Annotated in this window: 18 protein-coding genes and 1 pseudogene; 10 read left to right on the forward strand and 9 right to left on the reverse strand. The window is 72.9% G+C overall.

The annotated features are described in order from the left end of the window. Nucleotides 1-151: 151 nt before the first annotated feature. Nucleotides 152-2,149, forward strand: coding sequence for an ABC transporter ATP-binding protein (locus MID12_RS21335; protein ID WP_263169946.1), 1,998 nt, complete (start codon nucleotides 152-154; stop codon nucleotides 2,147-2,149). Beyond that, the gene (locus tag MID12_RS21340) at nucleotides 2,146-4,137 is read left to right on the forward strand and encodes an ATP-binding cassette domain-containing protein (RefSeq protein ID WP_263169949.1); all 1,992 of its coding nucleotides are present in this window, start codon (nucleotides 2,146-2,148) and stop codon (nucleotides 4,135-4,137) included. Before MID12_RS21335 ends, MID12_RS21340 begins: the two co-directional genes overlap by 4 nt. A 31-nt stretch (nucleotides 4,138-4,168) precedes the next feature. On the opposite strand, the gene MID12_RS21345 is transcribed toward MID12_RS21340, so the two are convergent. The 3 genes from MID12_RS21345 to MID12_RS21355 form a co-directional block, all read right to left on the reverse strand. Further along, nucleotides 4,169-4,561 (reverse strand): TraR/DksA family transcriptional regulator, encoded by a 393-nt coding sequence (locus MID12_RS21345; protein ID WP_052482511.1) that lies wholly within the window; start codon nucleotides 4,559-4,561, stop codon nucleotides 4,169-4,171. A 92-nt stretch (nucleotides 4,562-4,653) separates the two neighbouring features. Continuing rightward, nucleotides 4,654-5,169 carry a GNAT family N-acetyltransferase gene (locus tag MID12_RS21350; protein WP_263169952.1) on the reverse strand — a complete coding sequence of 172 codons (516 nt, stop codon included), beginning with the start codon at nucleotides 5,167-5,169 and terminating at the stop codon, nucleotides 4,654-4,656. 70 nt (nucleotides 5,170-5,239) lie between these two features. After that, nucleotides 5,240-5,845 (reverse strand): DNA-binding response regulator, encoded by a 606-nt coding sequence (locus tag MID12_RS21355; RefSeq protein WP_052482512.1) that lies wholly within the window; start codon nucleotides 5,843-5,845, stop codon nucleotides 5,240-5,242. Nucleotides 5,846-6,169: 324 nt separating this feature from the next. Here MID12_RS21355 and hutH point away from each other — a divergent pair, with 324 nt between their 5' ends. Next, nucleotides 6,170-7,708, forward strand: a complete 1,539-nt coding sequence (gene hutH / locus MID12_RS21360) for a histidine ammonia-lyase (RefSeq protein ID WP_263173349.1) — start codon at nucleotides 6,170-6,172, stop codon at nucleotides 7,706-7,708. A gap of 13 nt (nucleotides 7,709-7,721) precedes the next feature. Here the strand turns inward: hutH and MID12_RS21365 are convergent, their stop codons facing one another. Further along, nucleotides 7,722-8,069, reverse strand: coding sequence for a hypothetical protein (locus MID12_RS21365; RefSeq protein WP_263169955.1), 348 nt, complete (start codon nucleotides 8,067-8,069; stop codon nucleotides 7,722-7,724). A gap of 111 nt (nucleotides 8,070-8,180) precedes the next feature. On the opposite strand from MID12_RS21365, the gene MID12_RS21370 reads away from it, so the two are divergent. Together MID12_RS21370 and MID12_RS21375 are read left to right on the forward strand one after the other, a co-directional pair. After that, nucleotides 8,181-8,552 (forward strand): hypothetical protein, encoded by a 372-nt coding sequence (locus MID12_RS21370; protein WP_040253082.1) that lies wholly within the window; start codon nucleotides 8,181-8,183, stop codon nucleotides 8,550-8,552. Between the two features lie 237 nt (nucleotides 8,553-8,789). After that, nucleotides 8,790-10,052: an Ig-like domain-containing protein gene (locus tag MID12_RS21375; protein WP_040253084.1), complete on the forward strand. Its 1,263-nt coding sequence runs from the start codon at nucleotides 8,790-8,792 to the stop codon at nucleotides 10,050-10,052. Nucleotides 10,053-10,218: 166 nt separating this feature from the next. On the opposite strand, the gene MID12_RS21380 is transcribed toward MID12_RS21375, so the two are convergent. Together MID12_RS21380 and MID12_RS21385 are read right to left on the reverse strand one after the other, a co-directional pair. Continuing rightward, entirely contained in the window at nucleotides 10,219-11,409 is a 1,191-nt protein-coding gene (locus MID12_RS21380; protein ID WP_040253086.1) for a S1 family peptidase, read from the reverse strand. A 366-nt stretch (nucleotides 11,410-11,775) separates the two neighbouring features. Beyond that, a complete protein-coding gene (locus tag MID12_RS21385; RefSeq protein WP_040253087.1) occupies nucleotides 11,776-12,699 on the reverse strand; it encodes a helix-turn-helix domain-containing protein in 924 nt (307 codons plus the stop codon). Between the two features lie 179 nt (nucleotides 12,700-12,878). On the opposite strand from MID12_RS21385, the gene MID12_RS21390 reads away from it, so the two are divergent. Both MID12_RS21390 and MID12_RS21395 read left to right on the forward strand, forming a co-directional pair. Further along, nucleotides 12,879-13,919: an NAD(P)-dependent alcohol dehydrogenase gene (locus tag MID12_RS21390; RefSeq protein ID WP_263169965.1), complete on the forward strand. Its 1,041-nt coding sequence runs from the start codon at nucleotides 12,879-12,881 to the stop codon at nucleotides 13,917-13,919. Between the two features lie 278 nt (nucleotides 13,920-14,197). Next, the gene (locus MID12_RS21395; RefSeq protein WP_263169967.1) at nucleotides 14,198-14,560 is read left to right on the forward strand and encodes a DUF1330 domain-containing protein; all 363 of its coding nucleotides are present in this window, start codon (nucleotides 14,198-14,200) and stop codon (nucleotides 14,558-14,560) included. A 22-nt stretch (nucleotides 14,561-14,582) separates the two neighbouring features. Here MID12_RS21395 and MID12_RS21400 read toward each other — a convergent pair whose 3' ends face one another. Continuing rightward, nucleotides 14,583-15,737, reverse strand: a complete 1,155-nt coding sequence (locus MID12_RS21400; protein ID WP_263169970.1) for a right-handed parallel beta-helix repeat-containing protein — start codon at nucleotides 15,735-15,737, stop codon at nucleotides 14,583-14,585. A 293-nt stretch (nucleotides 15,738-16,030) separates the two neighbouring features. Here MID12_RS21400 and MID12_RS21405 point away from each other — a divergent pair. Further along, a pseudogene (locus MID12_RS21405) lies at nucleotides 16,031-16,414 on the forward strand (helix-turn-helix domain-containing protein); the annotation flags it as partial. Nucleotides 16,415-16,991: 577 nt separating this feature from the next. On the opposite strand, the gene MID12_RS21410 reads toward MID12_RS21405, so the two are convergent. After that, nucleotides 16,992-17,600 carry a ClpP family protease gene (locus MID12_RS21410; protein ID WP_263169973.1) on the reverse strand — a complete coding sequence of 203 codons (609 nt, stop codon included), beginning with the start codon at nucleotides 17,598-17,600 and terminating at the stop codon, nucleotides 16,992-16,994. Between the two features lies 1 nt (nucleotide 17,601). Next, nucleotides 17,602-18,255 carry an ATP-dependent Clp protease proteolytic subunit gene (locus tag MID12_RS21415; protein WP_263169976.1) on the reverse strand — a complete coding sequence of 218 codons (654 nt, stop codon included), beginning with the start codon at nucleotides 18,253-18,255 and terminating at the stop codon, nucleotides 17,602-17,604. A gap of 339 nt (nucleotides 18,256-18,594) precedes the next feature. On the opposite strand from MID12_RS21415, the gene MID12_RS21420 reads away from it, so the two are divergent. Both MID12_RS21420 and MID12_RS21425 read left to right on the forward strand, forming a co-directional pair. Further along, a complete protein-coding gene (locus tag MID12_RS21420; protein WP_263169979.1) occupies nucleotides 18,595-18,927 on the forward strand; it encodes a CU044_2847 family protein in 333 nt (110 codons plus the stop codon). A gap of 164 nt (nucleotides 18,928-19,091) precedes the next feature. Further along, nucleotides 19,092-23,168: a trypsin-like peptidase domain-containing protein gene (locus tag MID12_RS21425; RefSeq protein ID WP_263169983.1), complete on the forward strand. Its 4,077-nt coding sequence runs from the start codon at nucleotides 19,092-19,094 to the stop codon at nucleotides 23,166-23,168. The last annotated feature ends 69 nt before the right edge of the window (nucleotides 23,169-23,237 follow it).

The raw sequence follows: 23,237 nt of genomic DNA on the forward strand, positions 1-23,237 counted from the left end.
TCGGCCCGAGGTGTCCGTGGCGGATCGGTCCGAAGCGACCGCGGACCAGCGGCCCGGAGCGAGGGCAGGTACCGGCCCCGGAGCGACCGCGGATAGGCAGCCCGAAGCGACCGCCGAGAAGCGGCCCGCAGCCCCGGCGGCACACCGCCCCATGGCCTCGGCGGCACACCGACCCGCGGACTCGCCCCCCGGCCCGTCCGCCGTCTCGCCCCCCGCCTCGCCTGCTGCCCCGCCCTCCACCCCGTCCGGCGTCTCGCCCTCCGATCCACCCGCCGACGATCTCCTGCTCCGGGCCACCCTGCGGCACAGCCGGGGACGAAGTGTCCTTCTGCTGCTGTGCGGTGCGGGGGCGGCAGCCGCGGCCGTCGCGCTGCCCGCGGTGCTCGGGCGGACCCTCGACCTGCTGCTCGCGGGCCGGGCCGGCGGCACCCAACTCCTGCTGTGCGCCGCCCTGTTGGTGACCGAGACCGCCCTGGACGCGGCGGTGGCCCTGCTCGGCGGACTCACCGGGGCGCGTTCCACCGCCTGGCTGCGCGGCCGGGCCACCACCGCCCTGCTCGCGGGCGAACCCCGTCGGGCCGCGGCCTTCCCGGCGGGTGATCTGGCCACCCGCCTCACCGCCAACGCCGCCGACGCGGGTACCGCCCCGGTCACCGCGGCCACCGCCACGGCCGCCCTGCTGCCGCCGCTCGGCGGACTCGCCGGGCTGCTGCTCCTCGACGCCTGGACGGCCGCCGCCTTCCTGGCCGGACTGCCGCTGCTCGTCCTGCTGCTCCGCGCCTTCGCCCGCGCCTCCGCCGACGGCACCCTGCGCTACCAGCAGGCCCAGTCCCGGCTCGCCGGTCGGCTCACCGAGGTCCTGTCCGGCGCCCGCACCGTCGCCGCCGCCGGTACCGGCGCCCGGGAGCGCGCACGGGTCCTTGCCCCGCTCGCCGAGATGAGCGAGCAGGGGCACCGGGTGTGGCGGGTGCACGGCCGGGCCGCCGCCCGCGCCCAGATCCTGATGCCGCTGCTGATGGTGCTCGTCCTCGCGGTCGGCGGAATCCGGTTGTCCGCAGGGGAGTTGACCGTCGGCGAGCTGCTCGCGGTCTCCCGGTACGCCGCCCTCGCCGCGGGCATCGGCGCCCTCACCGGCGCCCTCGGCGCGCTCATCCGGGCCCGCACCGCCGCCCGCCGCCTCACCGCCCTGACCACACTGGACGCCCTGCCGCACGGCTCCGGGGAGCTGCCCGCCGGGGGCCGCGGGGCGCTGGAGCTGCGCGGCGTCACCGTCGTCCGGGAGGGCACCGCGCTGCTGCGGGACATCGACCTCGCGCTGCCCGGCGGGACGACCACCGCCGTGGTCGGCCGCTCCGGCGCGGGCAAGTCGCTGCTCGCGGCCGTCGCCGGACGGCTGACCGACCCCGACCGGGGCGAAGTCCGGCTCGACGGCGTGCCGTTGACCACACTCGACCGCTCCGCACTGCGCCGCGAGGTCGGCTACGCCTTCGAACGCCCCGTCCTCTTCGGCGACACCATCGCCCAGGCCCTCGCCTTCGGTCCGTACACCCCGCCCGCCGAACAGGTCCGCGGCGCCGCCACCGCCGCGGGCGCCGACAGCTTCGTACGCCTGCTTCCGCGGGGGTACGAGACGCCGCTCACCGAGGCCCCGCTCTCCGGCGGCGAACGCCAACGCCTGGGCTTGGCAAGGGCGTTCGCGCACGCGGGCCGCCTGCTCATCCTGGACGACGCCACCTCCAGCCTGGACACGGTCACCGAACGCCAGGTCGGCCGCGCACTGGCCACCCAGGTCGGCGAGGGCGCCCGCCTGGTCGTCGCCCACCGCCTCTCCTCGGCGGCCCGCGCCGACCAGGTCGTCTGGCTGGACGAGGGCCGGGTCCGCGCGGTCGGCCCGCATGCCGTGCTCTGGCAACAGGCCGCGTACCGGGGGGTGTTCGGGGAGAACGGGGAGAGTGAGGGGCGTACCGGGCTCGCGAGCGGTCCGGGGGCGGGCGCCGAGGACGACACCCGTGGGGGCACCGGTACCGAAGCCGATACCCGTCCCGCTACCGCTACCGCTAGCGGAAGCGATGCCGCTCACCACGCCGACCCCCCTCCCGCAAGCGCTGCCGAGCCGCATGCCGTCACCACCCCGGAGGCCCGGCGATGACCGCGACCGAGTTGCCGCCCGCCGCCTCCGGTGCCGCGCCCTCCCGTACCCCCGTGCAGGGGGCCGGGGCGGATGAGCGGCGGGGGAGTCTGCGCCGGGTGGCGCCGCGGGCCGGGCGGTTCCTCGGGCGGCACCGGAAGGCGCTCGCCGGGCTCGGTGCCTGGTCGCTGCTGGAATCGGCGCAGACCTTCCTCGGCGGCTACGGCGTCGCCCGCGCCCTGGACCAGGGCTTTCTGGCCGGGGACACCGCGAGGGGGCTGCTCTGGCTCGCGGTCGCGGCGGTCGGCGCGCTGCTCGGCGGGGTGGCCGTGCGGGGGGTCTTCCGCCACCTCGCCGGGCTCGTCGAACCGCTGAGGGACGCCCTGGTGCGCCGCGCCGTCTCCCGCTCGCTGGCCGAAGCCCTCGCCGACCCGGCCCGCGCCGACAGCGCCGCGGTCTCCCGGATCACCCACCAGACGGAGATCGCCCGGGACGGCTTCGCGGGGCTCGTCCTGACCGTGCGGTCCTTCCTCTTCACCTCGGTGGGCGCGGCGGCCGGGCTGCTCGCCCTGGAACCGGTCCTGCTGCTGCTCGTCCTGCCGCCGCTGCTCGCCGGACTCGGCCTCTTCCTCGCCACCCTCGCCCCGATGGCGGCGCGGCAGCGCGCGCTCCTGGACGCGGACGAGGCGCTCGCCGCGCACGCGGGACGGCTCGGCGAGGGGCTGCGGGACATCACGGCCTGCGGTGCGCAGGACCAACTGGCGCGCGATTCGGCGGAGTTGATCGCCGCCGAGGCGAAGGCGGGCCGGTACCTCGCCCGTTGGGCCGCGGTACGCACGGTCGCACTCGGTATCGCCGGTCAACTGCCCGTTCTCGTCCTGCTGATCGCCGTGCCCTGGCTGCTGCGCCGGGGGGTGTCCGCGGGGGCGCTGCTCGGCGCCCTGACCTATGTGACCCAGGCGCTGATCCCCGCCGTGAACGCGCTGCTCGCCTCGCTGGGCGCGGCCGGCACCCGCCTCCTGGTCGTCTGCGACCGCCTCTCCCGCCCGATCCCGCCCGGCGGCCACCTCGACCCGGCCCCGGAGCCCGCACGGAGCGACGACCTCCGCCACCCGGACCGGGAGGCGATCCCGAGCCCCGGCCCCGGCGAGCCGAGCCGGGAACCCGTACCGAGCGCCAGCCCCCGCGACCCGGCCCCGGAACCCGCACGGAGCGACGACCTCCCCCACCCCGACCGGGAACCGGCAGCCCCGGCCGCCCCTCTCCGCAAGCCGCCCCCCGCCGCCGAACTGCGCGGCGTGAGCTTCGCCTACGGGCCCGGCGCGCGGCCGGTGATCGACGGGCTCGACCTGGTTCTCGGGGCCGGGGAGCATCTGGCGGTGGTCGGGCCGAGCGGGATCGGCAAGTCGACGCTGACGGCCCTGCTCGCCGGGGTGCTGCCGCCCCGGGAGGGGCTCGTCCTCCTCGACGGCGCCCCGATCGGCGCCCGCCGGGCCCAGGAACTCGCCGCCGTGCGCTGCCTCGTACCGCAGCAGGCCTATGTGTTCGGCGCCGCCCTGGGCGAGAACCTCGGCGCGCTGCGGCCCGAGGGCGTGCCGGAGGCCGAACTCGACGCGGTGGTCGCGGACTTGGGCGCGGGGGAACTGGTCGACCGGCTCGGCGGCTACCAGGCCGTGGTCGACCCCGCCGCGCTCTCCGCGGGCGAGCGCCAGCTGCTCGCGCTGCTGCGGGCCCACCTCTCGCCCGCTCCGCTGCTGATCCTGGACGAGGCCACCTGCCATCTGGACCCCCTGGCGGAGGCGCGTGCCGAGCAGGCCCTCGCCGCGCGCCCCGGGACCCTGGTGGTCGTCGCCCACCGGATCTCCTCGGCCCGCAGGGCGGACCGGGTGCTCGTCCTCGACGGCACCCGCGCGAGCCTCGGCACCCACGCCGAACTGCTCCAGAAGAGCGCGCTCTACCGGGAGTTGGTGGGGGTCTGGGACGAGTACGAGGACATCGGCGCCCCGTGACCCGGCCCCTTCCCGGCGCTTCCCCGTCCGCTCAGCGCCGCCCGCCCGCCGCGCACTCCACGCAGGTGCGGGCGGCCGGACGTACCTCCAGGCGCCCGGCGGGAATCGTCCGGCCGCACTCCTCGCAGCGGCCGTAGTCGCCGTGGTCGAGGCGCTCCAGGGCCAGGTCCAGGGCCCTCAGCTGCTCGCGGGCCTGGTCGAGCAGGGCGGCGACATGGGAGCGCTCGAAGGCGGTGCTGGACCCCTCCGGATCGTGCTCGTCGTCCACCGCCACCAGGGAGTTGGCCTCGACGATCGCCGCGAAGTCGCGGTGCAGGGCGGCGATCCGGGCCTGGGTGTCGGCGCGCGCGGCGGACAGCCGGGCGCGTACGGACTCCCGGTCGGACCCGCCGCTCGCCTCGGTGCCGTCCACGGAATGTCCCATCACCTCGGAAACGGCACCGGCCGGGCGCCTATTCCGAGCCCGTCGCGGCGCACGGCAGCACGGCGCCGCTCCACACCGCGGCGACACGCGGATCATTCCTCCGTGTCCACGAATCCCAGCCTGCGGTTCATCGCGATGGCGCTCGTATTCGCCGGGTGGTGAAAGGTGCGGACCGTAAGCGCCCGGTAGTCCTTGGCGAAGCGCATGCCGAGGGTCTTCATGGCGATCGAGATGCCCCGGCCCCGGTATCCCGCCCGGACGCCGGTCATCTGGTTGAAGACGAAATTCCCGTGTTTCGACATGGCCGCCATGCCGATCCACTCCGCCCCGTCCAGGGCGAGGACCACCGCGCGGGGGTCGTAGGAGGGCACCGCGAAGCGCCGTTCCGCGTACTCCTCGTAGGAGAAGAACGCGCCCCGCTCGGGGATGTCGGCGGAGCACTCCTTGTTGAGTGCGTAGAGCGCCCGGCGGTTCTCCGGGGTGTCCCCGAGTTCGGCCAGGGTGCACAGGCGGATGCCCTCGGTTTCGCAGCGGGTCAGATAGTCCGCGAAACGGCGGGCGTCGAATGCGGCGACGGCGAGTTCGAGTTTCACCCAGCGCACAGCCATGTTCTTCCCTTCGGAAGGTCCGGTCCGGCTCGATTCTGCTTGCCGAATTCACCCCGCTGCATTCACCCCGCTACATCCACCCCGCTCCCTGCGAGATCCGTATCGCGTCGATGCGGTTGCGGGCGCCGACCTTGCGGGTCGCGGCGGCGATGTAGTTGCGGACGGTGCCGTTGGACAGGCGCAGGTTCAGCGCGATGTCGGCCACCGAATTGCCCTCGGCGGCCAGCGTGAGGACGCTCAACTCCCGTGGTGTGAGCGGCATTTCGTAGCCGCGTAAGACGCCGGAGGCCAGCGCGCCGTCGACGAAGCGCTCGCCGCGGGCGACGGCGCGCACCGCTTGGGCCAGCGTGGCGGCGGGGCCGTTCTTGTCGACGAAGCCGAGGGCGCGGGCCTCGTAGGCGCGGCGCAGCAGCCCGGGGCGGCCCGCGGGGGCGAGCACCAGGAGCCGGCCCTCCGCACCCTCGGAGCGGGCGCCGCCCGCGAGGCGCTCCAGGAGCGAACAGGCGCCGGGACACTCCACGTCGATCACATGGACGTCCGGGGGCGCGTACTCCGGGCGGTGTCCCGGTCCCGGCCAGCCGCCGGAGGTCACGTCGAAGGAGTGCTCCCCCCGCAGCAGTGCCGCCAGTGCCGAACGGAACAGGTCCGCCGTATGCGCCACATGAACCCGAATCATGCCCACCCCTCACGATGCCGAAGCACGTTCCGCAATCATCCGACTACGGTCCAGAGTTACCGTGCCTGGTTCGTCGCCACGGGACCACCACTTCTTCTCCACGCATCGTGGTGTTTGGAGCGCGCGACGTGCGGACTGCTCCGATGGTGCGCCGCCGTGCGCCCCATCGGGGTCCGGATGCCCCGACCGTAAGGATTTCTTCTCCCCGGTTCCGCCGGGTGCGGGCCCCGGAGGAGGTATACGGGGCCGCCGTCCCGCGCTCCCCGTCCTCGCGCCCCACTCGTGACACCCGGCGATTCACTGCGTAGGCTCCTGAATATGAATATGCACACTGTGGTGGTGGGGACCTCGCACGTCAGCGCCGAGGACGTGCTCGCGGTGGCGCGCGAGGGCGCCCGCGTCGAGCTGTCGGCGGACGCGCTGGCGGCGGTGGCCGCGGCGCGCGGGATCGTGGACGCGCTGGCCGCGAAGCCGGAGCCGGTGTACGGCGTCTCGACCGGCTTCGGGGCGCTCGCCAGCAGGCACATCGGGCACGAGCTGCGGGCGCAGCTGCAGCGCAACATCGTCCGCTCGCACGCCGCCGGGATGGGCCCCCGGGTGGAGCGCGAGGTGGTCAGGGCGCTGATGTTCCTGCGGCTGAAGACGGTCTGCTCCGGCCACACCGGCGTCCGCCCCGAGGTCGCGCAGACCATGGCGGACGTACTGAACGCCCAGATCACCCCGGTCGTCCACGAGTACGGCTCCCTCGGCTGCTCCGGCGACCTCGCACCGCTCTCGCACTGCGCCCTGACGCTCATGGGCGAGGGCGAGGCGGAGGGCCCCGACGGCACCCTCGCCCCCGCGGGCGAGCTCCTCGCGGCGCACGGCATCGAGCCCGTCGAACTGCGCGAGAAGGAGGGGCTCGCGCTCCTCAACGGCACCGACGGCATGCTCGGCATGCTGATCATGGCCCTCGCCGACCTCGACACCCTCTACAAGAGCGCCGACATCACCGCCGCGCTCAGCCTGGAGGCGCTGCTCGGCACCGACAAGGTCCTCGCCCCCGAGCTGCACACCATCCGCCCGCACCCCGGCCAGAGCGCCTCGGCCGCGAACATGCTGGCCGTCCTCGCGGGCTCCGGGCTCACCGGGCACCACCAGGACGACGCCCCGCGCGTCCAGGACGCCTACTCGGTGCGCTGCGCCCCGCAGGTCGCGGGCGCGGGCCGGGACACCCTCGCGCACGCCCGCCTGGTCGCCGAGCGCGAACTCGCCGCCGCCGTGGACAACCCGGTGGTGCTGCCCGGCGGCCGGGTCGAGTCCAACGGCAACTTCCACGGGGCGCCGGTCGCCTACGTCCTCGACTTCCTCGCCATCGCCGCGGCCGACCTCGGCTCGATAGCGGAACGCCGCACCGACCGGCTGCTCGACAAGAACCGCAGCCACGGCCTGCCGCCCTTCCTCGCCGACGACGCGGGCGTGGACTCCGGGCTGATGATCGCGCAGTACACCCAGGCCGCCCTGGTCAGCGAGATGAAGCGGCTCGCGGTGCCCGCCTCGGCCGACTCCATCCCCTCCTCGGCCATGCAGGAGGACCATGTCTCGATGGGCTGGTCGGCGGCGCGCAAGCTGCGTACCGCCGTGGGCAATCTGACCCGGATCCTCGCGATCGAGCTGTACGCGGCCACCCGCGCCGTCGAGCTGCGCGAGGGGCTGACTCCGGCCCCGGCGACCCGGGCGGTGCTCGCCGCGGTGCGCGCCGCGGGCGTCGAGGGGCCGGGCCCGGACCGCTTCCTCGCCCCTGACCTCGCCGCCGCCGAGGCCTTCGTCGGCGGGGGAGGGCTGCTCGCCGCGGTGGAGCCGGTCACCGGCCGCCTGGCCTGAGGCCCGCGGGCGCTCAGTCCGGGGCCGTACGTCCCTCGGGGGCCGTGCGGCCCCGGCGCACCGAATAGGCCACGAAGCCCGCGCCGAGGCAGAGGAAGGCGGTGCCGCCCACCACGTAGGGGGTGGTGTCGATGCTGCCGCTGTCGGCGAGGTGGAGGCCCTCGGTGTCGGCGCCTTCGCCCTGCGTGGTCACGATGATCGCCTGCTCGCGGGCTTCACCGGGCGCCGTGGCGGCGGCGGGGTGCGGCCGCGCGCTGCCGGCGGGGGTCCCCGCGGTGGCGCCCGCCGAGGGGACGAACCAGAGGGCGCCGAGGAGGGCACCCGCGGCGGCGGCGGTCAGCAACGGGCGGCGTGCGGACACGGAGTATCGATCCCCTTGTGGCGCTGGCGAATTGGGGTGTCCGGACCGATGCTAGTGAAAGCCGCGGGTCGCAGGAAAGTCACAAGAGGAATGGGCCGTACTCTCCGTCGTATGACCCCAACGGAAACTTCACAGTTCGTCCGGCTACGCGTGGAGCTGGTCCTGGAGATCGGCGACGCCGAGGCGATCACCGGAGCGGCGCTGCAGCGGATCGCCGACGACGCGGCGGTGCGCGGGGACGACATGGCTCGTTCTGAGCGTGAACAGGCCGAGAGTGCGGTACAAGAGGACGAGGCGGAGGCCCTCGCCTATCTCGTGGACCCGTACGACCTGGTGAGCGAGGTGCCGGGGGTGGAGCTCGCCCAGGCCTCCTGGAGCAGTGAACGGATCGACTACGACCCCGATTCGCCGGACTGGGACCTGGACGAGGATGATGGCGCCGAGCAGGTGACCGCGAGCACCGAAGGCGCCGACGGCCGGTAGGACCACGAGCACATCAGGACGTGAGCCCCGGACGGCAACCGCGCCCGGGGTTCTCGTCGTCTCAGGGGGAAGCGGTGTCCTGCGGCCACTCCTGGGGCGCACGTGGCTTTGCCCACAAACCATCCGGATTCGGGCGGGATGTCGAGGCGTGCGTGTTCTAGTGGTCTGCAGGGGACCTTCGGGTTCGGGAAAGCCTTATCTGGCTTGTGGGGACAGTCGACGATGGAGAAGCGTGTGATGACGGACAGCAGACGGCGCAAGGGCCTGGCGGCCGCGTCCGCGCTGCTCGGCGGAGTGCTGGTGCTCTCGGCGTGTGGTGGCGGGGACGACAGCTCGGACTCCAAGGGCGACAGCAGCTCCGGGGCACACAAGGACCAGTCGCAGGTCGACGAGGCCGCCGCCGAGAAGGCGTCCGAGGCGCAGATCAAGATCACGCCCAAGGACGGGGCGGACAACGCGAGCATCAACAGCGCCGCGAAGGTCTCCGTCACCAAGGGCAAGCTGACCGAGGTGACGATGCAGACCGCGGGCGGCACCGCCGTTCCCGGCCAGATCTCCGCCGACGGACTCAGCTGGAAGCCCAACGGCCAGCTGGAGCGCGCCACCGCCTACAAGATCACCGCCGCCGCGAAGGACGCCGACGGCCGCGAGGCGCACGAGAACGCCTCCTTCACGACGGTCTCGCCGGACAACAGCTTCATAGGCAACTTCACCCCCGAGGACGGCTCGACCGTCGGCGTGGGCATGCCGGTGTCGATCAACTTCGACAAGGGCATCACCAACAAGTCCAAGGTGCAGTCCGGCATCAAGGTCAGCTCCAGCAGCGGCCAGGAGGTCGCCGGCCACTGGTTCGGCGCCAACCGCCTGGACTTCCGCCCCGAGGGCTACTGGCAGGCCGGGTCCACCGTGACCCTCAAGCTGAACCTCGACGGGGTCGAGGGCGCCGAGGGTGTCTACGGCGTCCAGCAGAAGACCATCACCTTCAAGGTCGGCCGCAGCCAGGTCTCCGTCGTGGACGCCAAGACCAAGACGATGAAGATCACCCGGGACGGCAAGACCCTCAAGACCATCCCGATCTCGGCCGGTTCACCGGACAACCCCACCTACGAGGGGCAGATGGTGATCTCGGAGAAGTTCCGCGAGACCCGGATGAACGGCGCCACGGTCGGCTTCACCGACGACGACGGCAAGGGCGAGTACGACATCAAGGACGTGCCGCACGCGATGCGCCTGTCGAACTCCGGCACCTTCATCCACGGCAACTACTGGGGCGCCGACTCCATCTTCGGCGCCGTCAACACCAGCCACGGCTGCGTCGGCCTGAAGGACGCCAAGGGCGCCAAGGACGGCAGCACCCCGGGCGCCTGGTTCTACGACAACTCGATCATCGGTGACGTGGTCGTGGTCCAGAACACCGGCGACAAGACGGTCCAGCCGGACAACGGCCTCAACGGCTGGAACATGGACTGGGCCCAGTGGAAGGCCGGTTCGGCGATCTGAGCACCCGATCCGGCCCGATCCGGCCGGAAGGACCGCAGGCCGCGCACCTGAGCGTGACGCAGGACGGCCCGCACCCCGGGAAACCGGGGTGCGGGCCGTCCGCCGTTCCGCCTCCCGTGGTCAGGGAGAGGAGGCGGTCGGTCCTCGGTGGCGGGGCGAGGGGGTCTCAGGCGGTCACGAGGGTGAGTCCGTACGTGGACAGGATCTCGTTGACCGGCTGGAACCAGGTCTGCCCGCCGCTGGAGCAGTTGCCGGAGCCGCCGGAGGTGACGCCCTGCGCCTGGTCACCGCTGACGAACGAGCCGCCGGAGTCGCCCGGTTCGGCGCAGACGCTGGTCCCGGTCATCTCGTAGACCGCGCCCTGGCTGTAGTTGACCGTGTCGTTCTTGGACTGCACGGTGCCGCAGTGCCAGTGCGTGGTGGAGCCGGAGCGGCAGATGGAGGCGCCCACCGGGGCCTCGCCCGAGCCGCGGACCAGGACGTCGCCGACGGTGCCCCAGCCGAGCACCACGGGCTCGGTCCACCAGCCGTTGCCGATCTGGACGAACGCGTAGTCGTTGCCCGGGAAGGAGGACCCGGCGAAGGTGCCCATCGCCGAGCCGTCCCAGCCGGTGACCGAGCTGCCCTGACCACCGCAGTGCCCGGCGCTGACGAAGCCGCCGACCACCGAGAAGCCGATCGAGCAGCGGGTGTTGCCGTTGATGTAGTACGGGTCGCCGCCGACCGTCCCGGCGGCCAGCGGCCGGGCCGCGTCGGTGGTACGCACCTTCAGCACCCCGGCCTTCTCGGCGGGGGCGAGGAAGCGCTTGACCTCGGCCCGGTCCTCGGCGCCCCGGGCGACATCGGCCACCACCGCCCCGGTGCGCGGGTCGGTGCGCCAACTGTGCACCGCCGAGGGCGCCTTGCCGGATCTGGAGGCGCTGTCCAGCCGTCCCTTCACGGAGTCGAGGTACCGGGCGGTGTGCGCGGTCTCCCGCACCTCGGCGCCGAGCGCGCGGACGGCCTTCGCGGGGGCCGCGTCCGCCCGCGCACCGGCCTTGGTGAGGCCGACGACCAGGGTGCCGCGTGCGCTGTCGTACCAGGAGCCGCCGAAGGCGGAGCCCGCCGCCTTCTCCGCCTCGGGCGCGAGCGCGGTGGCGGCGGCCTCCTGGCGCAGCCGGGTGCGGGCCTCGCCGGTGCTGAGGCCGAAGTCCTTCTTGAGCGCGCCGAGCATGCCGGGCGAGACGGACTCGGCGCGCTGCGCGGGCCGCGGCGCGGGATCGGCGCCGGAGGCGACGGCGGGCTGGAGGACGGCGGCCGAGGCGGTGAGCGCGAGCGTCACGGGCAGCGCCCAGCGCAGGGAGAGGGAACGTCGCACGAGTGCACTCCTTCGTTTCTTGAACAAAGACAGCGGGGGGACGTGCTGCGGTGCGGGTCGAGGCGGGGGAGCGCCGCGTGCGGGCGTGGTGGGGCCTGGTGCTCCCGGTTCGGCGCGTGCGGCGTGCCGACGCCGCTCAAAGTCTCGAATGTCATCGTGAGCACGTCAATAACCGGGACCGGACAACGTTGTCGGATCTTGAAAGCGCCGCCCCGGTGCCGGTGAAGGGGGAACGGCGGCAGGGAAGCCCCATACCGCCGTCCGTACGACCGTCGGCGGCCGGGGCCGCCTCGACCCGCCCTCACCTTGCAGAGGTTGAACGCGCGAGGGCGCCCCGGAAACCACTCGGCGTCCTCCGCGCAGGCCTCAGTCCCGCCGCGCCTCGCGGGAGGCCGAGCCCGCGCGGGTGGCGTCCTCGCCCCAGCTGGCGAGGAGCCGCAGGGCCTCGGCGGAGGGGGAGCCGGGCTCGGCGTGGTAGGTGACCAGGGAGAGGTCCTCGTCCGCGGGGAGCTTGAACGTCTCGTAGGAGAGGGTGAGTTCGCCGACCAGGGGGTGGCGCAGGCGCTTGGTGCCGTAGCCCTTCTCCTGGACGTCGTGGGCGGCCCACAGGCGGCGGAAGTCCTCGCTCTTGACGGAGAGTTCGCCGACGAGGGCGGAGAGCTTCGGGTCGTCCGCGTGGCAGCCCGCGTCCATCCGGAGGTAGCTGACGATGTCCGCGGCCTTCTTCTCCCACTCGACGAACAGCTCGCGCGAGGACTCGGTGAGGAAGACCATCCGCGCCCAGTTGCGCTCCTGGCCCGAGAGCGAGCCCCACTCGCCGAAGAGGGCGGAGGCGAGCCGGTTCCAGCCCACCAGATCGGTGCGGCGGCCCACCACGTACCCGGGGACGGAGTCCATCGAGTCCAGCAACTGCTGGAGCGCGGGCCGCAGTTGCTGGGTGCGCGGGGTCCTGCGGCGGCGGTGCTGCCTGGGCTTGGCGAGGTGGGTCAGATGGGCGTGCTCGGCATCGGTCAGCCTGAGGGCGCGCGCGATGGCGCCGAGCACCTCGGCGGAGACATTGCGTCCGTTGCCCTGTTCCAGGCGGGTGTAGTACGCCACCGAGACCCCGGCCAGCTGCGCCAGCTCCTCGCGCCGCAGCCCCGGCACCCTGCGATGCCTGCCGTACGAGGGCAGCCCGATGTCCTCCGGCTTGAGGCGGGCCCGGCGGCTGCGCAGGAACTCGCTCAGCTCGGCACGTGGGTCCAGCTTCCCGTCGGCGGCGGGCGGCTGCTCCGGGGGCTGCTCGTCCATGGGCCCAGTATCCCTCGCCGCCGCTGGTCCTATGCCCGGGAGCCTGACCCCGTCAGTGGTAGGACCGCTGGTCGTAGGCACCACAGGGGCCTGGGTAGGCGCGGCGGATCCGGGCACGCTGGACGGCGTGCCCGGCCGCATCCGGCCGCTCACACCGCGAACCCGAGGAGAACACCGGCATGACCACCGTTGCCGCCTACGCCGCACCCGCCGCCAAGGCGCCGCTGGAGCGCACCACCATCGAGCGCCGTCCGGTCGGTGAGTTCGACATCCTGATCGACATCAAGTTCGCCGGAATCTGCCACTCGGACATCCACCAGGCCCGCGACGGCTGGGGCGAGGGGATCTTCCCCATGGTGCCCGGCCACGAGATCGCCGGTGTGGTCTCCGAGGTCGGCCCCGGCGTCACCAAGTACGCGGTCGGCGACCGGGTGGGCGTCGGCTGCTTCGTCGACTCCTGCCGCGAGTGCGAGTACTGCAAGCAGGGCCTGGAGCAGTACTGCGCCAAGGGCATGACCGCCACGTACAACGCCCTCGACAAGGACGGCGAGCCCACCTACGGCGGCTACTCCACCCACCTCGTCGTCGACGAGAACTACGCCGTCCGCATCCCCGAGGGCCTCGCCCTCGACGTCGCCGCCCCGCTGTTGTGCGCCGGTATCACCCTGTACTCCCCGCTGCGCCACTGGAACGCGGGCCCCGGCAAGAAGGTCGCCATCGTCGGCCTCGGCGGTCTCGGCCACATGGGCGTCAAGATCGCCGCCGCCCTGGGCGCCGAGGTGACCGTGCTCAGCCAGACCCTGGGCAAGCAGGACGACGGCCTGAAGTTCGGCGCCGACCACTACTACGCGACCGGCGACCCGAAGACCTTCCAGGAGCTGGCGGGCACCTTCGACCTGATCGTCTCCACCGTCTCGGCCCCGCTCGACTTCGGCGCCTACCTCTCGCTGCTGAAGACCGACGGCGCGCTGGTGAACGTCGGCGCCCCCGAGGAGCCCGTCTCGATGAACCTCTTCTCGCTGATCGGCGGCCGCAAGACGCTCGCCGGCTCCGCGATCGGCGGCATCCCCGAGACCCAGGAGATGCTCGACTTCTGCGCCGAGCACGGCTTCGGCGCCGAGATCGAACTGATCCGCGCCGAGCAGGTCAACGAGGCGTACGAGCGCGTCCTGGCCAGCGATGTCCGGTACCGGTTCGTGATCGATACGGCGACCATCTGACCGGCCCCCGGTATCCGGCCCCGGGTACCCGGAGCCCCGGCAGCCTCCCCGCGAGGCCGCCGGGGCTCCGGCGTCTTCGGCGTCTTCGGTCCCGGTGTCCCCACCCGGCTCCGGCGCCATTACCTCCGGCGTAATCGACCCCCTGGCCCGCTCCCGGCAGCCTGGAGCCACCGGATCGGGAGGCCGATCCGGGAACCCGATCCAGGAACCCGTGGACTGGGGACCCGACGACCCGGGGGCCCGACGCCCCCGGGAATCCGAAGACCCGAGGAGCAGCCGTGACCGTGTACGCCATCGCCCATCTCCAGCCCGCGCCCCCGAACGAGGAGGTCTTCCGGTACATCGAGCGCATCCAGGCGACCATGGACCCCTACCAGGGGCGCTTCCTGGTGCACGGGGCCGAGGTGGAGGTCGTGGAGGGCTCCTGGCCGGGGAAGATCGTGATCATCGCCTTCCCGGACGGGGAGCGCGCCCGCCAGTGGTACGACTCGCCCGCCTACCAGGAGATCCTGCCGCTGCGGACCCGGAACATCCCCGGCGACGTCATCCTCGTCCCGGGCGCCCCGGAGGACTACGACGCGGGCGGGACCGCGGCCGCGATGCGGGCGGCGGCGAAGGAGGAGGCGGCGGCGACCGCCTGAGCCGCGGCCCCGCCGCCGTCCCTCAGCCCGGCAGCAGGTCCTTCACCTTGCCGCGGAACCGGGGTGCCGTCTCCGCGCTGCGCGACTGGGTCCCGGCCAGGTGCACCCACGCCCTGCCGGTGCAGCTGATGTCGAGGTGGGAGAAGCTGCTGCCGGACAGCAGCCACCGGGTGCCGAGGATGCCGGTGGCCCGCAGGTCGGTGTACCAGAGGGTGTTGCCGCTGAAGGTCGGCGGCAGCACTCCGTCCACCACCACCCCGGCCCCCGGATCGCGCGGTACACCACCGAGCGGGAAGGCGGCCCCGCGGCGCCAAAGTCCGCCGGGGGCACCGTTGTTGGAGTGGTTGAAGGTGTTGCCGACCAGGGAGCCGTGGCCCCAGTTGTCCCCGTGCGGACCGTTCGCCGTCCCGTACGGGCTCGACTTCGAGAAGGAGTAGTACGCCCCGTAGCAGGCCACCACGGTGTTGTCGTTGACCGTCCAGTTCCCCGAGGAGTTCCAGACGGCGAGGCGGCAGTAGGCGAAGCTGTTCCCGGTGAGCTGGGAGTACTCGCTGCGGTCGGCGGTGGAGACCCCGAAGTAGCAGCGGTGGAAGGAGCAGCCCGAGACCTTCACCCGGTAGCCGAAGTAGTCGTCCCGCTCGGCACCCGTCACCGCGATCCCGGCGCCCCGCCAGTGCGTGAAGTCGCAGTCCAGGACCCGGACATTGGTGCTGCGGCTGCTCCGCAGGCCGACATGGGCGGGCACGATCCCGGTGCCCAGGGGATCGGCGTCCTGCCCCAGGAAGCGGACGTCGGCGATCGTGACATCGCTCCTCTCCCGCACCGCGAAGGCGCCGTACGAGGGTTCCGCGACGGTGACGGTGGCGCCGTTCCCGGCGAGGAAACAGCCGTCCGGGAGTTCCGCCGTCCTGGTGAGCCGGTACACCGCCCCGGGCACGAGCTGCACCTGCGGGGTCTCCGCGAGCGCGGCCGTCCAGTCCTCGGTGCCCACCGGCAGCACCGGCAGCGGCCCCTGCGGCGTACTGCCCGCGCCGACCGCGGCACCGGAGGTGAGCAGGGCCGCCGAGGCGGTGCTGAACCCGATCCCGGCCATCGCCCGGCGGCGGGACACCCGGACTGCGCGGCCATCCTCGCGGTCCCTCTCGCAGTCGGCTTCGTCGCTGCCTTCGGATTCCACGGGGCGGGTCCTTCCGGTGCGGGGTGGGCTTGCCCGTTGATTCTCACGTGCGGGGGCCTGGATCTCATGTTGTTCGGGTGGGGCGGGGCGGGGAGGGGGCTTGGCGGCCTCCTCTGCGTCGGCTGTCTGCCGTCCGCCCCCCGGTCGTTTGCTGTCTGCCGTCCCTCGTCCGCCCTTCGCCCTCCGTCGTCCGCTGTCCCCCGTCCGCCGCCTTCTGCCCGCCGTCGGCCGATTTCGCCGGGGGCGCAACGCCGCGGCCTTCCAGCCCGGCGCCCGGCTCCTAACCTGGAGGGGTGAGCAGCCACGCGTCCTCTTCCGCCCGCGTCATCCCGCTGCGCCCGGCCACCGCGGCGCCGCCCTCCGCCGTACCGGGTGCCCAGGGAGCGCCCGGCGGTGGCCGCGCCCCGGTGCGGGAACCGCTGTGGCGCCACGTGGTCGGTGACGTACTGCGGCGTGAACGGCGGGCGCAGCAGCGGACGTTGAAGGATGTGGCCGCCGCCGCGCGGATCTCGATGCCGTACCTCTCCGAGCTCGAACGCGGCCGCAAGGAGGCCTCCTCGGAGGTGCTCGCCGCCGCGGCCAAGGCGCTCGGCCTGGGGCTCGCCGACCTCCTCGCCCTCAGCCACGGCGAACTCCTCCGCCTCACCCGGCCGGTACGGCACCGGGGTCCGGTACGGCTTCCGGCCGCGGGCGCCGTCCACGGGGAGCGCGCCCGGCCCCTCGACGAGGCCGGCATGGAGGGCACCGCCGGGACCGCCGAGACGGATGAGTCCGCTGAGTCCGGCGGGTCTGCCGAGTCCGGTGGGTTCGCCGAGTCCGGTGGGTCTGCTGGAGATGAGGGCGTGGGTGGCGTGGCCCCCGAGACCGGCCCGGAGGGCGACGCCCCGGGCGAGGAGATCCGCGAGACCGGACAGGGCGGCGAGGAAGCGGCACCGGCCGAGGAGACCCCGACCGGGGACGCCCCGGAGCCGGAGCCCGGCACGGCGGACGGCGCGGTCGCCTCGGCGAAGCCGCCGGTCGCGCTCACCTCGGTCACCGAACTCGGCGCCAGGCGCGAAGCCGCCCGCCGGGCCCGCCACCAGGGACACCGCCCGGGCACCCACTCCGGGGACGTACGCCTCGCCGCCTGAGCCGACGACCGCCCCTCGCCCACCGCGGCCGGCAGCCGGCGCCTTCCCGCACCACCGCGACACGCGACCGCCGACGCTCCTCCCCCGTGGGAGCGCCGGCGGTCTTGCTCTTCCCCTCAGGGGCTCAACTCCTGTTGCCGAGAACCCTCTTGCTGAGCACCTGGTCGGCCAGGCCGTAGGCGACGGCCTCCTCGGCGGTGAAGACCTTGTCGCGGTCCATGTCCGCGCGCAGGGTGGCGGCATCGTGGTGCGAGTGGCGGGCGAGCACCTCCTCGACCTGGGACCGGATCCGGATCATCTCCTTGGCCTGGAGGCTGAGGTCGGAGACCGTGCCCTGGCGTCCGCCGCTCGCGGGCTGGCCCAGCAGCACCCGGGAGTGCTCCAGGATGAACCGCCGCCCCGGATCGCCGCCCGCGAGCAGCACCGCCGCCGTGGAGGCGGCCTGCCCCACGCAGAAGGTGGAGATCGGGGCGCTGACGAAGGACATCGTGTCGTAGATGGCCATCAGCGAGGTGTACGAGCCGCCGGGGGAGTTGAGATAGATCGCGATCTCGCGGTCCGGTGCCGCGGACTCCAGGTGCAGCAGCTGCGCGATGACGACATTGGCCACCCCGTCGTCGATCTCCGTACCGAGGAAGATGATCCGCTCGGACAGCAGACTGCTGTAGATGTCGTACGCGCGCTCGCCCTGGGTGGTCCGCTGGACGACCGTCGGAATCGTGTACTGGCTCATCTCAGATCCCCGCCCGTCGTCGCGAACCGGCCGGGCGTACGTCGTCCATGTTCTCGACGACGTGGTCGACCATGCCGTACTCCTTGGCCTGCTCGGCGGTGAACCACCGGTCCCGGTCGCCGTCGCGGGAGATGGTCTCCTCGCTCTGGCCGGTGTGCGCGGCGGTGATCCGCTCGATGGCCCGCTTGGTGAACTCCAGGTTCTCCGCCTGGATCTCGATGTCCGCGGTGGTGCCGCCGATGCCCGCCGAGGGCTGGTGCATCATGATCCGCGCGTTCGGCAGCGCGTAGCGCTTGCCCCGGGTGCCGACGGTGAGCAGGAACTGCCCCATGCTGGCGGCGAATCCCATGGCCAGCGTGGAGACCTCGTTCGGGATGAGCTGCATGGTGTCGTGGATCGCGAGCCCGGCCGTCACCGAGCCGCCGGGGCTGTTGATGTACAGGCTGATGTCGGTCCGCGGGTCCTCCGCCGAGAGCAGCAGCATCTGCGCGCACACCCGGTTCGCCGAGACCTCGTCGACCTGGGTCCCGAGGAACACGATGCGCTGGTGCAGGAGTTGGGCCGCCAGATGGTCGTCGAAGCGGGAGGGCGGGGTGTCGCCGTCCTCCGCCCGCGGGTCGTGGGCCACATACCGGCCGGTGATCAGGGATGACATCGGGCCTCCGTGAGGTGTCGGGCGGTGCGACCCTGCTGGGCCGCCTGCTCCCACTCTCGGAGCGCGGGGGCGCGGGGAGAAGGAATCTCGGCCCGCGGCAGATCTGCTGACGGCAGAGGCGTACGGAGGCAGACCGAGAGGAGCGGAGGCAGACCGAGAGGAGACCGGGGCGGGGCAGCGGAGCGCGGGACAGCACAGCGCCCGGCTGCTCCGAGGAGGCCCGCCCGGCAGGAGAGCACACAACAGGAGGTGTCCGACGATCACTTCGGTGTTCACTCCATGCCGAGCGATGGCCACCTCTAAGCTACGTAACCCTGACTCTTCACCGAAAGGCATCCCATGACCACCCAGGAAAGCGAGCACGAGGCAACCGTGGTCGTCCCGGTGGAGTGCGAGGGCGTCCGCATCCACGTGCTGGCCCGCCCCGAGACGGCGGTCGACGGCGAGGAGGCGAACATCAGCACCCGCCGCCCGAGCCTGGACCAGGTCATGGGAGGCCTCGCCGAGGTCGCCCGCACCCTCGGCAACCAGATACGCCACAGCGAGGCCAGCAAGGTGACGATGGAATTCGGCTGCGACGTGGCGCTGGAGTCCGGGGCCCTGATCGCCGCCATCGGAAAAGCCAGCGCGAAGTCCGCCTTCAAGGTCACGCTGGAGTGGGAGAAGCCCTAGGGCCTTTCGTTTGGTTCGGGCTGGGCTCGCGGGGGCCGGCACGCACATCTGCGGCGTTGTCGTCGGTTGCCGACGCTCCGCGTCGACGCCCTCCTCCGCCTTGCAGCCGCACGCACCAGCCCCCGCTCCCTGATCCAGCCCGATCCAAACGAAAGGCCCTAGCCGTGCCGCCGCACCACCCGGGAAACCCGGAGTCGGCGCTCCTCGATTCCGTCGTCGCCCTCGAATCCCCCTCACCGCGCGGGCCGCTCCTCGGGACGGGTTTCTTCGTCGCCCCGGACATCGTGGCCACCTGCGCCCATGTGGTCGCCGACGCGCCCGACGAACTCCCCGCGAGCATCACGGGACGTATCGCCTCCCGCTCACTGGCCCTCGAATTCGAGGTGCTCCCCGAGCATTACCACCTCACCCCCGGCGGAGTGGACCTGGCCTTTCTCAAGCTCCTCGACGCCGAGGACCTCACCCGCGGAAACGCCGTACTCCTCTCGGAGCGGATCGAGGTGGGCGACGCCCTGTGGGCCTTCGGACACCCCACGGGAATGTTCCGCCCCGGCCAGTCCGCCTCCTTCACCTACGAAGGCGTCTCCTCGCGCAGCTTCGAGAATCCCGGTGTGCTGCGGAGGCTGCGCGGAGCCACCGTCGGCGGCGGATTCAGCGGAAGTCCGGTGCTCAACCGGAGAACGGGCTGCATCGCGGGCATGCTCAGCACGGCCGACAAGACGGGCAGTTCCCATATGGTCTCCGCCGGTGACGTACTGGAGCGGATGGAGGCCGGCTGGCGGGATTCCCGGTGGGGTTCCGACGGGCAGAAATGGCTCCAGCGCCTCTCCGACGCGCAGATCGAGGCCGGCGGCTGGCCCTTTCTCGGACCGAGGCTGCGGGAATACCTGAACACCTCGGTACGGGCGGCGCGCGAACACCCCTATCCCGGCGTGATCCCGGGGACGACGCCCCCGCCGCTCTCCGCCGTCTATGTGCACCAGCACGCCATGGCGCACCGGGCGCACGACGGGGCCACCCGGGACACTGCCGCGCACGACCTGGTCGTCGACGACGAGGCCCGGGCGCCCGCCGATTCGATCCTGGACCACTCGGACGATGTGGTCGTCATCGGCGGTCCGGGCTCCGGGAAATCCAGTCTGCTGCGCTCCTGGATCACCGCGGTCGCCCGCCGCTGGGACGAGGACCATTTCCACCACGCGATTCCCGTCCTGGTGAAGGCGATCGACCTGGTGGGCGAGCGCCCGTTCTCCTCCCTGGTGCACGACTCGGTGTCAAGAGAGCTGAGCAGCGCGGGACTTGTCCGCCCCCTCGCCCCTGATCTCTTCACCGCGCCGCCCGCCCCGGGAGTGCGCTGGATGCTCCTGGTGGACGGTCTCGACGAGGTGCTGAGCCCGGAGAGCCGCCGGAACCTGCTGCGGAAACTGGCGGCCATCAGACAGCAGGACGAGTATTCCGCCCTCTTCCGCTTCGCCCTCACCACCCGGTCGGTACGCGAACTCCACGAACTGAAGCACTGGCGCTGCCGGACCTATTCACTGCTGCCCTTCGACTCCCAGCAACTCCCCGGTTTCGTACGGGCCTGGCTGACCGCGCTCGAACTGCCCGATCCGGACACCCGGGCGCGCACCTTCCTGGAGACCGTCAAATCCTCCAGCATGCAGAACCTGCTCACCGTGCCCCTGATGGCCACCATGGTCTGCCAGCTCTACGCCCACTCCGAATCCGCCGCACTGCCCCGGGGCCGCTGGGCCCTCTACTCCGATTTCATCGCCCTGCTCCAGGAGAAGCAGTACGGGGAGAAGGTGGACATGCTGGGCCAGGCCCATTCGCTCCTCGACCGGTACGGAGTGGAAGCCGCCTATGCCGCCGAGCAGTTGAGCGCGCGGGCCACCACCGTCCTCCAGGAATTCGCCCTGGCCCGCTATGAGGGCGCCACCGAATCCGCGCGCGTACTGATCGCGGAACGGACGCGGGACCTCAAACCGTCCTCCCTGACAAGTGAGCGGTGGAACGCGCTCTGCGAGGAGGTCCTGCTGCGCAGCGGACTCCTCGTCCGCCGCGGCGAGGCACTGGAATTCCTCCACCAGACCCTCCTCGAATACCTCGCGGCCCAGGCCACGGTGGCGGACCGCCGCAGGGACCGGCGCGCCTACCGGACCGTGGTCGGCAGATGGCCGAGCAGACGCCGGGCGGTCCCCCCGGCCGGGGCGGAGAACCCGTACGTCGACTTCCTCGTCTCCTCCTGGTCGGGACGGTCCGGCTTCGGCCGCCTCCTGTACCGCTGGACCAAGGAGGTCCACGGCGCGCAGTACGTGGCCCGGCTGCACGGCGAGGGGAGCGCGGTCCCGCAGCGCGTGGTGGACAGGGCCGCCGCCGAACTCCTGGGCGCCACCCGCGACGACCGCCTGGAAGCCTTCGACCGGCTGCGGGCGGCCCGGTCGCTGGTGGAACTCGGGGACCCCCGGGGCACCCAGGCCCTGCACCGCTTCGCCCACCCGCCCCACGACATCGGCACCCGGCTGCTCGCTGCCGAGATGCTGGCCGACCTCGACGAACCCGAGGCCGCGGAGCACCTGTTCGCCGTGACCGAGGACCGGCTCGCGGGTACCTCGCGGCAGATCAGGGCGGCGGAGAGCCTGAGCGGCCTCGGCGACGAGCGGGGCGCGGAGCGGCTGATCGCCATCGCCCAGGCGCCGCACATCTGGGCCGTGGAGCGACTGCGCGCGGCGGAGGCCCTCGACTGGGCCCGCCCCGACCTCGCCCTCGACTGCCTGCTCGACCTCGCCATCGGCCACCGGAGCCTGCCGCACATCCGCTCGGCCGCCGTGGAGTCGATCTCGCGGCTGTACCCGTACACGGCCTGCGCCTCGCTGCGCGGTGTCGCCGAGGACCCGCGGCGCTCGATGGCCCAGCGCCTGCGGGCACTGGAGGCGCTGGAGTGGCTCGGCACCGCCGCGGCGGTCGACGCGCTCGCCGAAACGGCCCTGGACTCCGGCACCGACCCCTTCTTCCGGCTCTCCGCCGCCGAGGGCCTGTCCCGCAGCCGCGACGCCCGGGCCACCCGGATCCTGGCCGACATCCTCGACGCCCCGGAACTCGGCGCCGACCTGGCGCTGCGGGCCGCCGAGGCCATGGCCCAACTCGGCGACCCCCAGGCCGCCGACTACCTCCTGAACGCGGCGACCGCCACCGGGATACCGGCGCCCCGGCGGGTCGACGCCGCCCGCGCCCTGCTCTCCCTCTCCGACCCCCGCGGCCGGGAGCTGCTGCTCTCCGTCGCGGGCGACTCCGCGGCCGACACCCTGATCCGCCTGGTGGCCGCCGAGGACCTGCACAACACGGGCGACCGCCGTGCGATCTACCCGCTCACCGTCATCGCCCTCCACCCGTCCGTCTCCCGCGTCCACCAGTTCCGCGCGGCGGAGCGGCTGGACCAGTTCCGTACCCGGAAGGCATCCGGCGCCCTGCTCCTCGTCCTCGAGAACGAGGAACTCCTCGACTCCATGCGCATCCAGGCCGGAGAGTTCCTGGCCGGCCTCCGCGAACCCGCCGCCGGGGACGCCCTCAACGCCCTCGCCCAGTCGGCCTTCAGCCCGCCCCTGCGCATCCGGGCGGCGCTCGCGCTCGGCAAGGTCACCGACGACGGCGTGGCCGCGCTCCTCCACTCCTTCGTCGACTCCCCGGACTTCGACGACACCGAGCGCATCGCCGCCCTGGAGGCCCTGAGCGCGCTCGACGCACGGCTCGCGAGGACCGTACTGCCCCAAGTCGCCGCCGACATCTGGCAGTTGACACCCGTACGGGTACGCGCCCTGACGCTCACCCGCGGCCCCAGGATCCCCGAGGACCTCGCGACCTACCGGGACCTCGCCGCCGAGGGCACCGCCCCGCTGCGCGTCCGCGTGGAAGCCGTGCACGTCCTGGAGTGCCGGGGCGGCCCCGAGGTCCGCGCCTTCCTGCACCGCCTGCTCCGCCGCACCCGAGGCAGCCATCTGCCGTCCAGAATCCTGATCTCCCTCTGCCGCCTGCACCACGAGCCCGCCTACGACAAGGCCCGCGACTTCATCCTCAACAGCCGCTACGCCGCCGCCCACCGCATGGAAGTCCTCAACGCCCTCTCCCACCTCCCCCGCCCCGCCTCCCGCCGCCTCCTCACCGCAATCTCCACCGACAGGAACCTCCCCAAGGTGCTGCGCAAGCGCTCACGGCAGATGCTTCAGGTGGCTTCCGAGCGGTAGGGGCACGCAGACGGGGTGTGCGCCGCTCGTATATCGCTGATGTCTCACCTGCCTGGCAACTCGCTCCAG

Origin of the sequence: Streptomyces sp. SCSIO ZS0520, assembly GCF_025643355.1 — a bacterium.
GTDB classification, from domain to species: domain Bacteria; phylum Actinomycetota; class Actinomycetes; order Streptomycetales; family Streptomycetaceae; genus Streptomyces; species Streptomyces physcomitrii.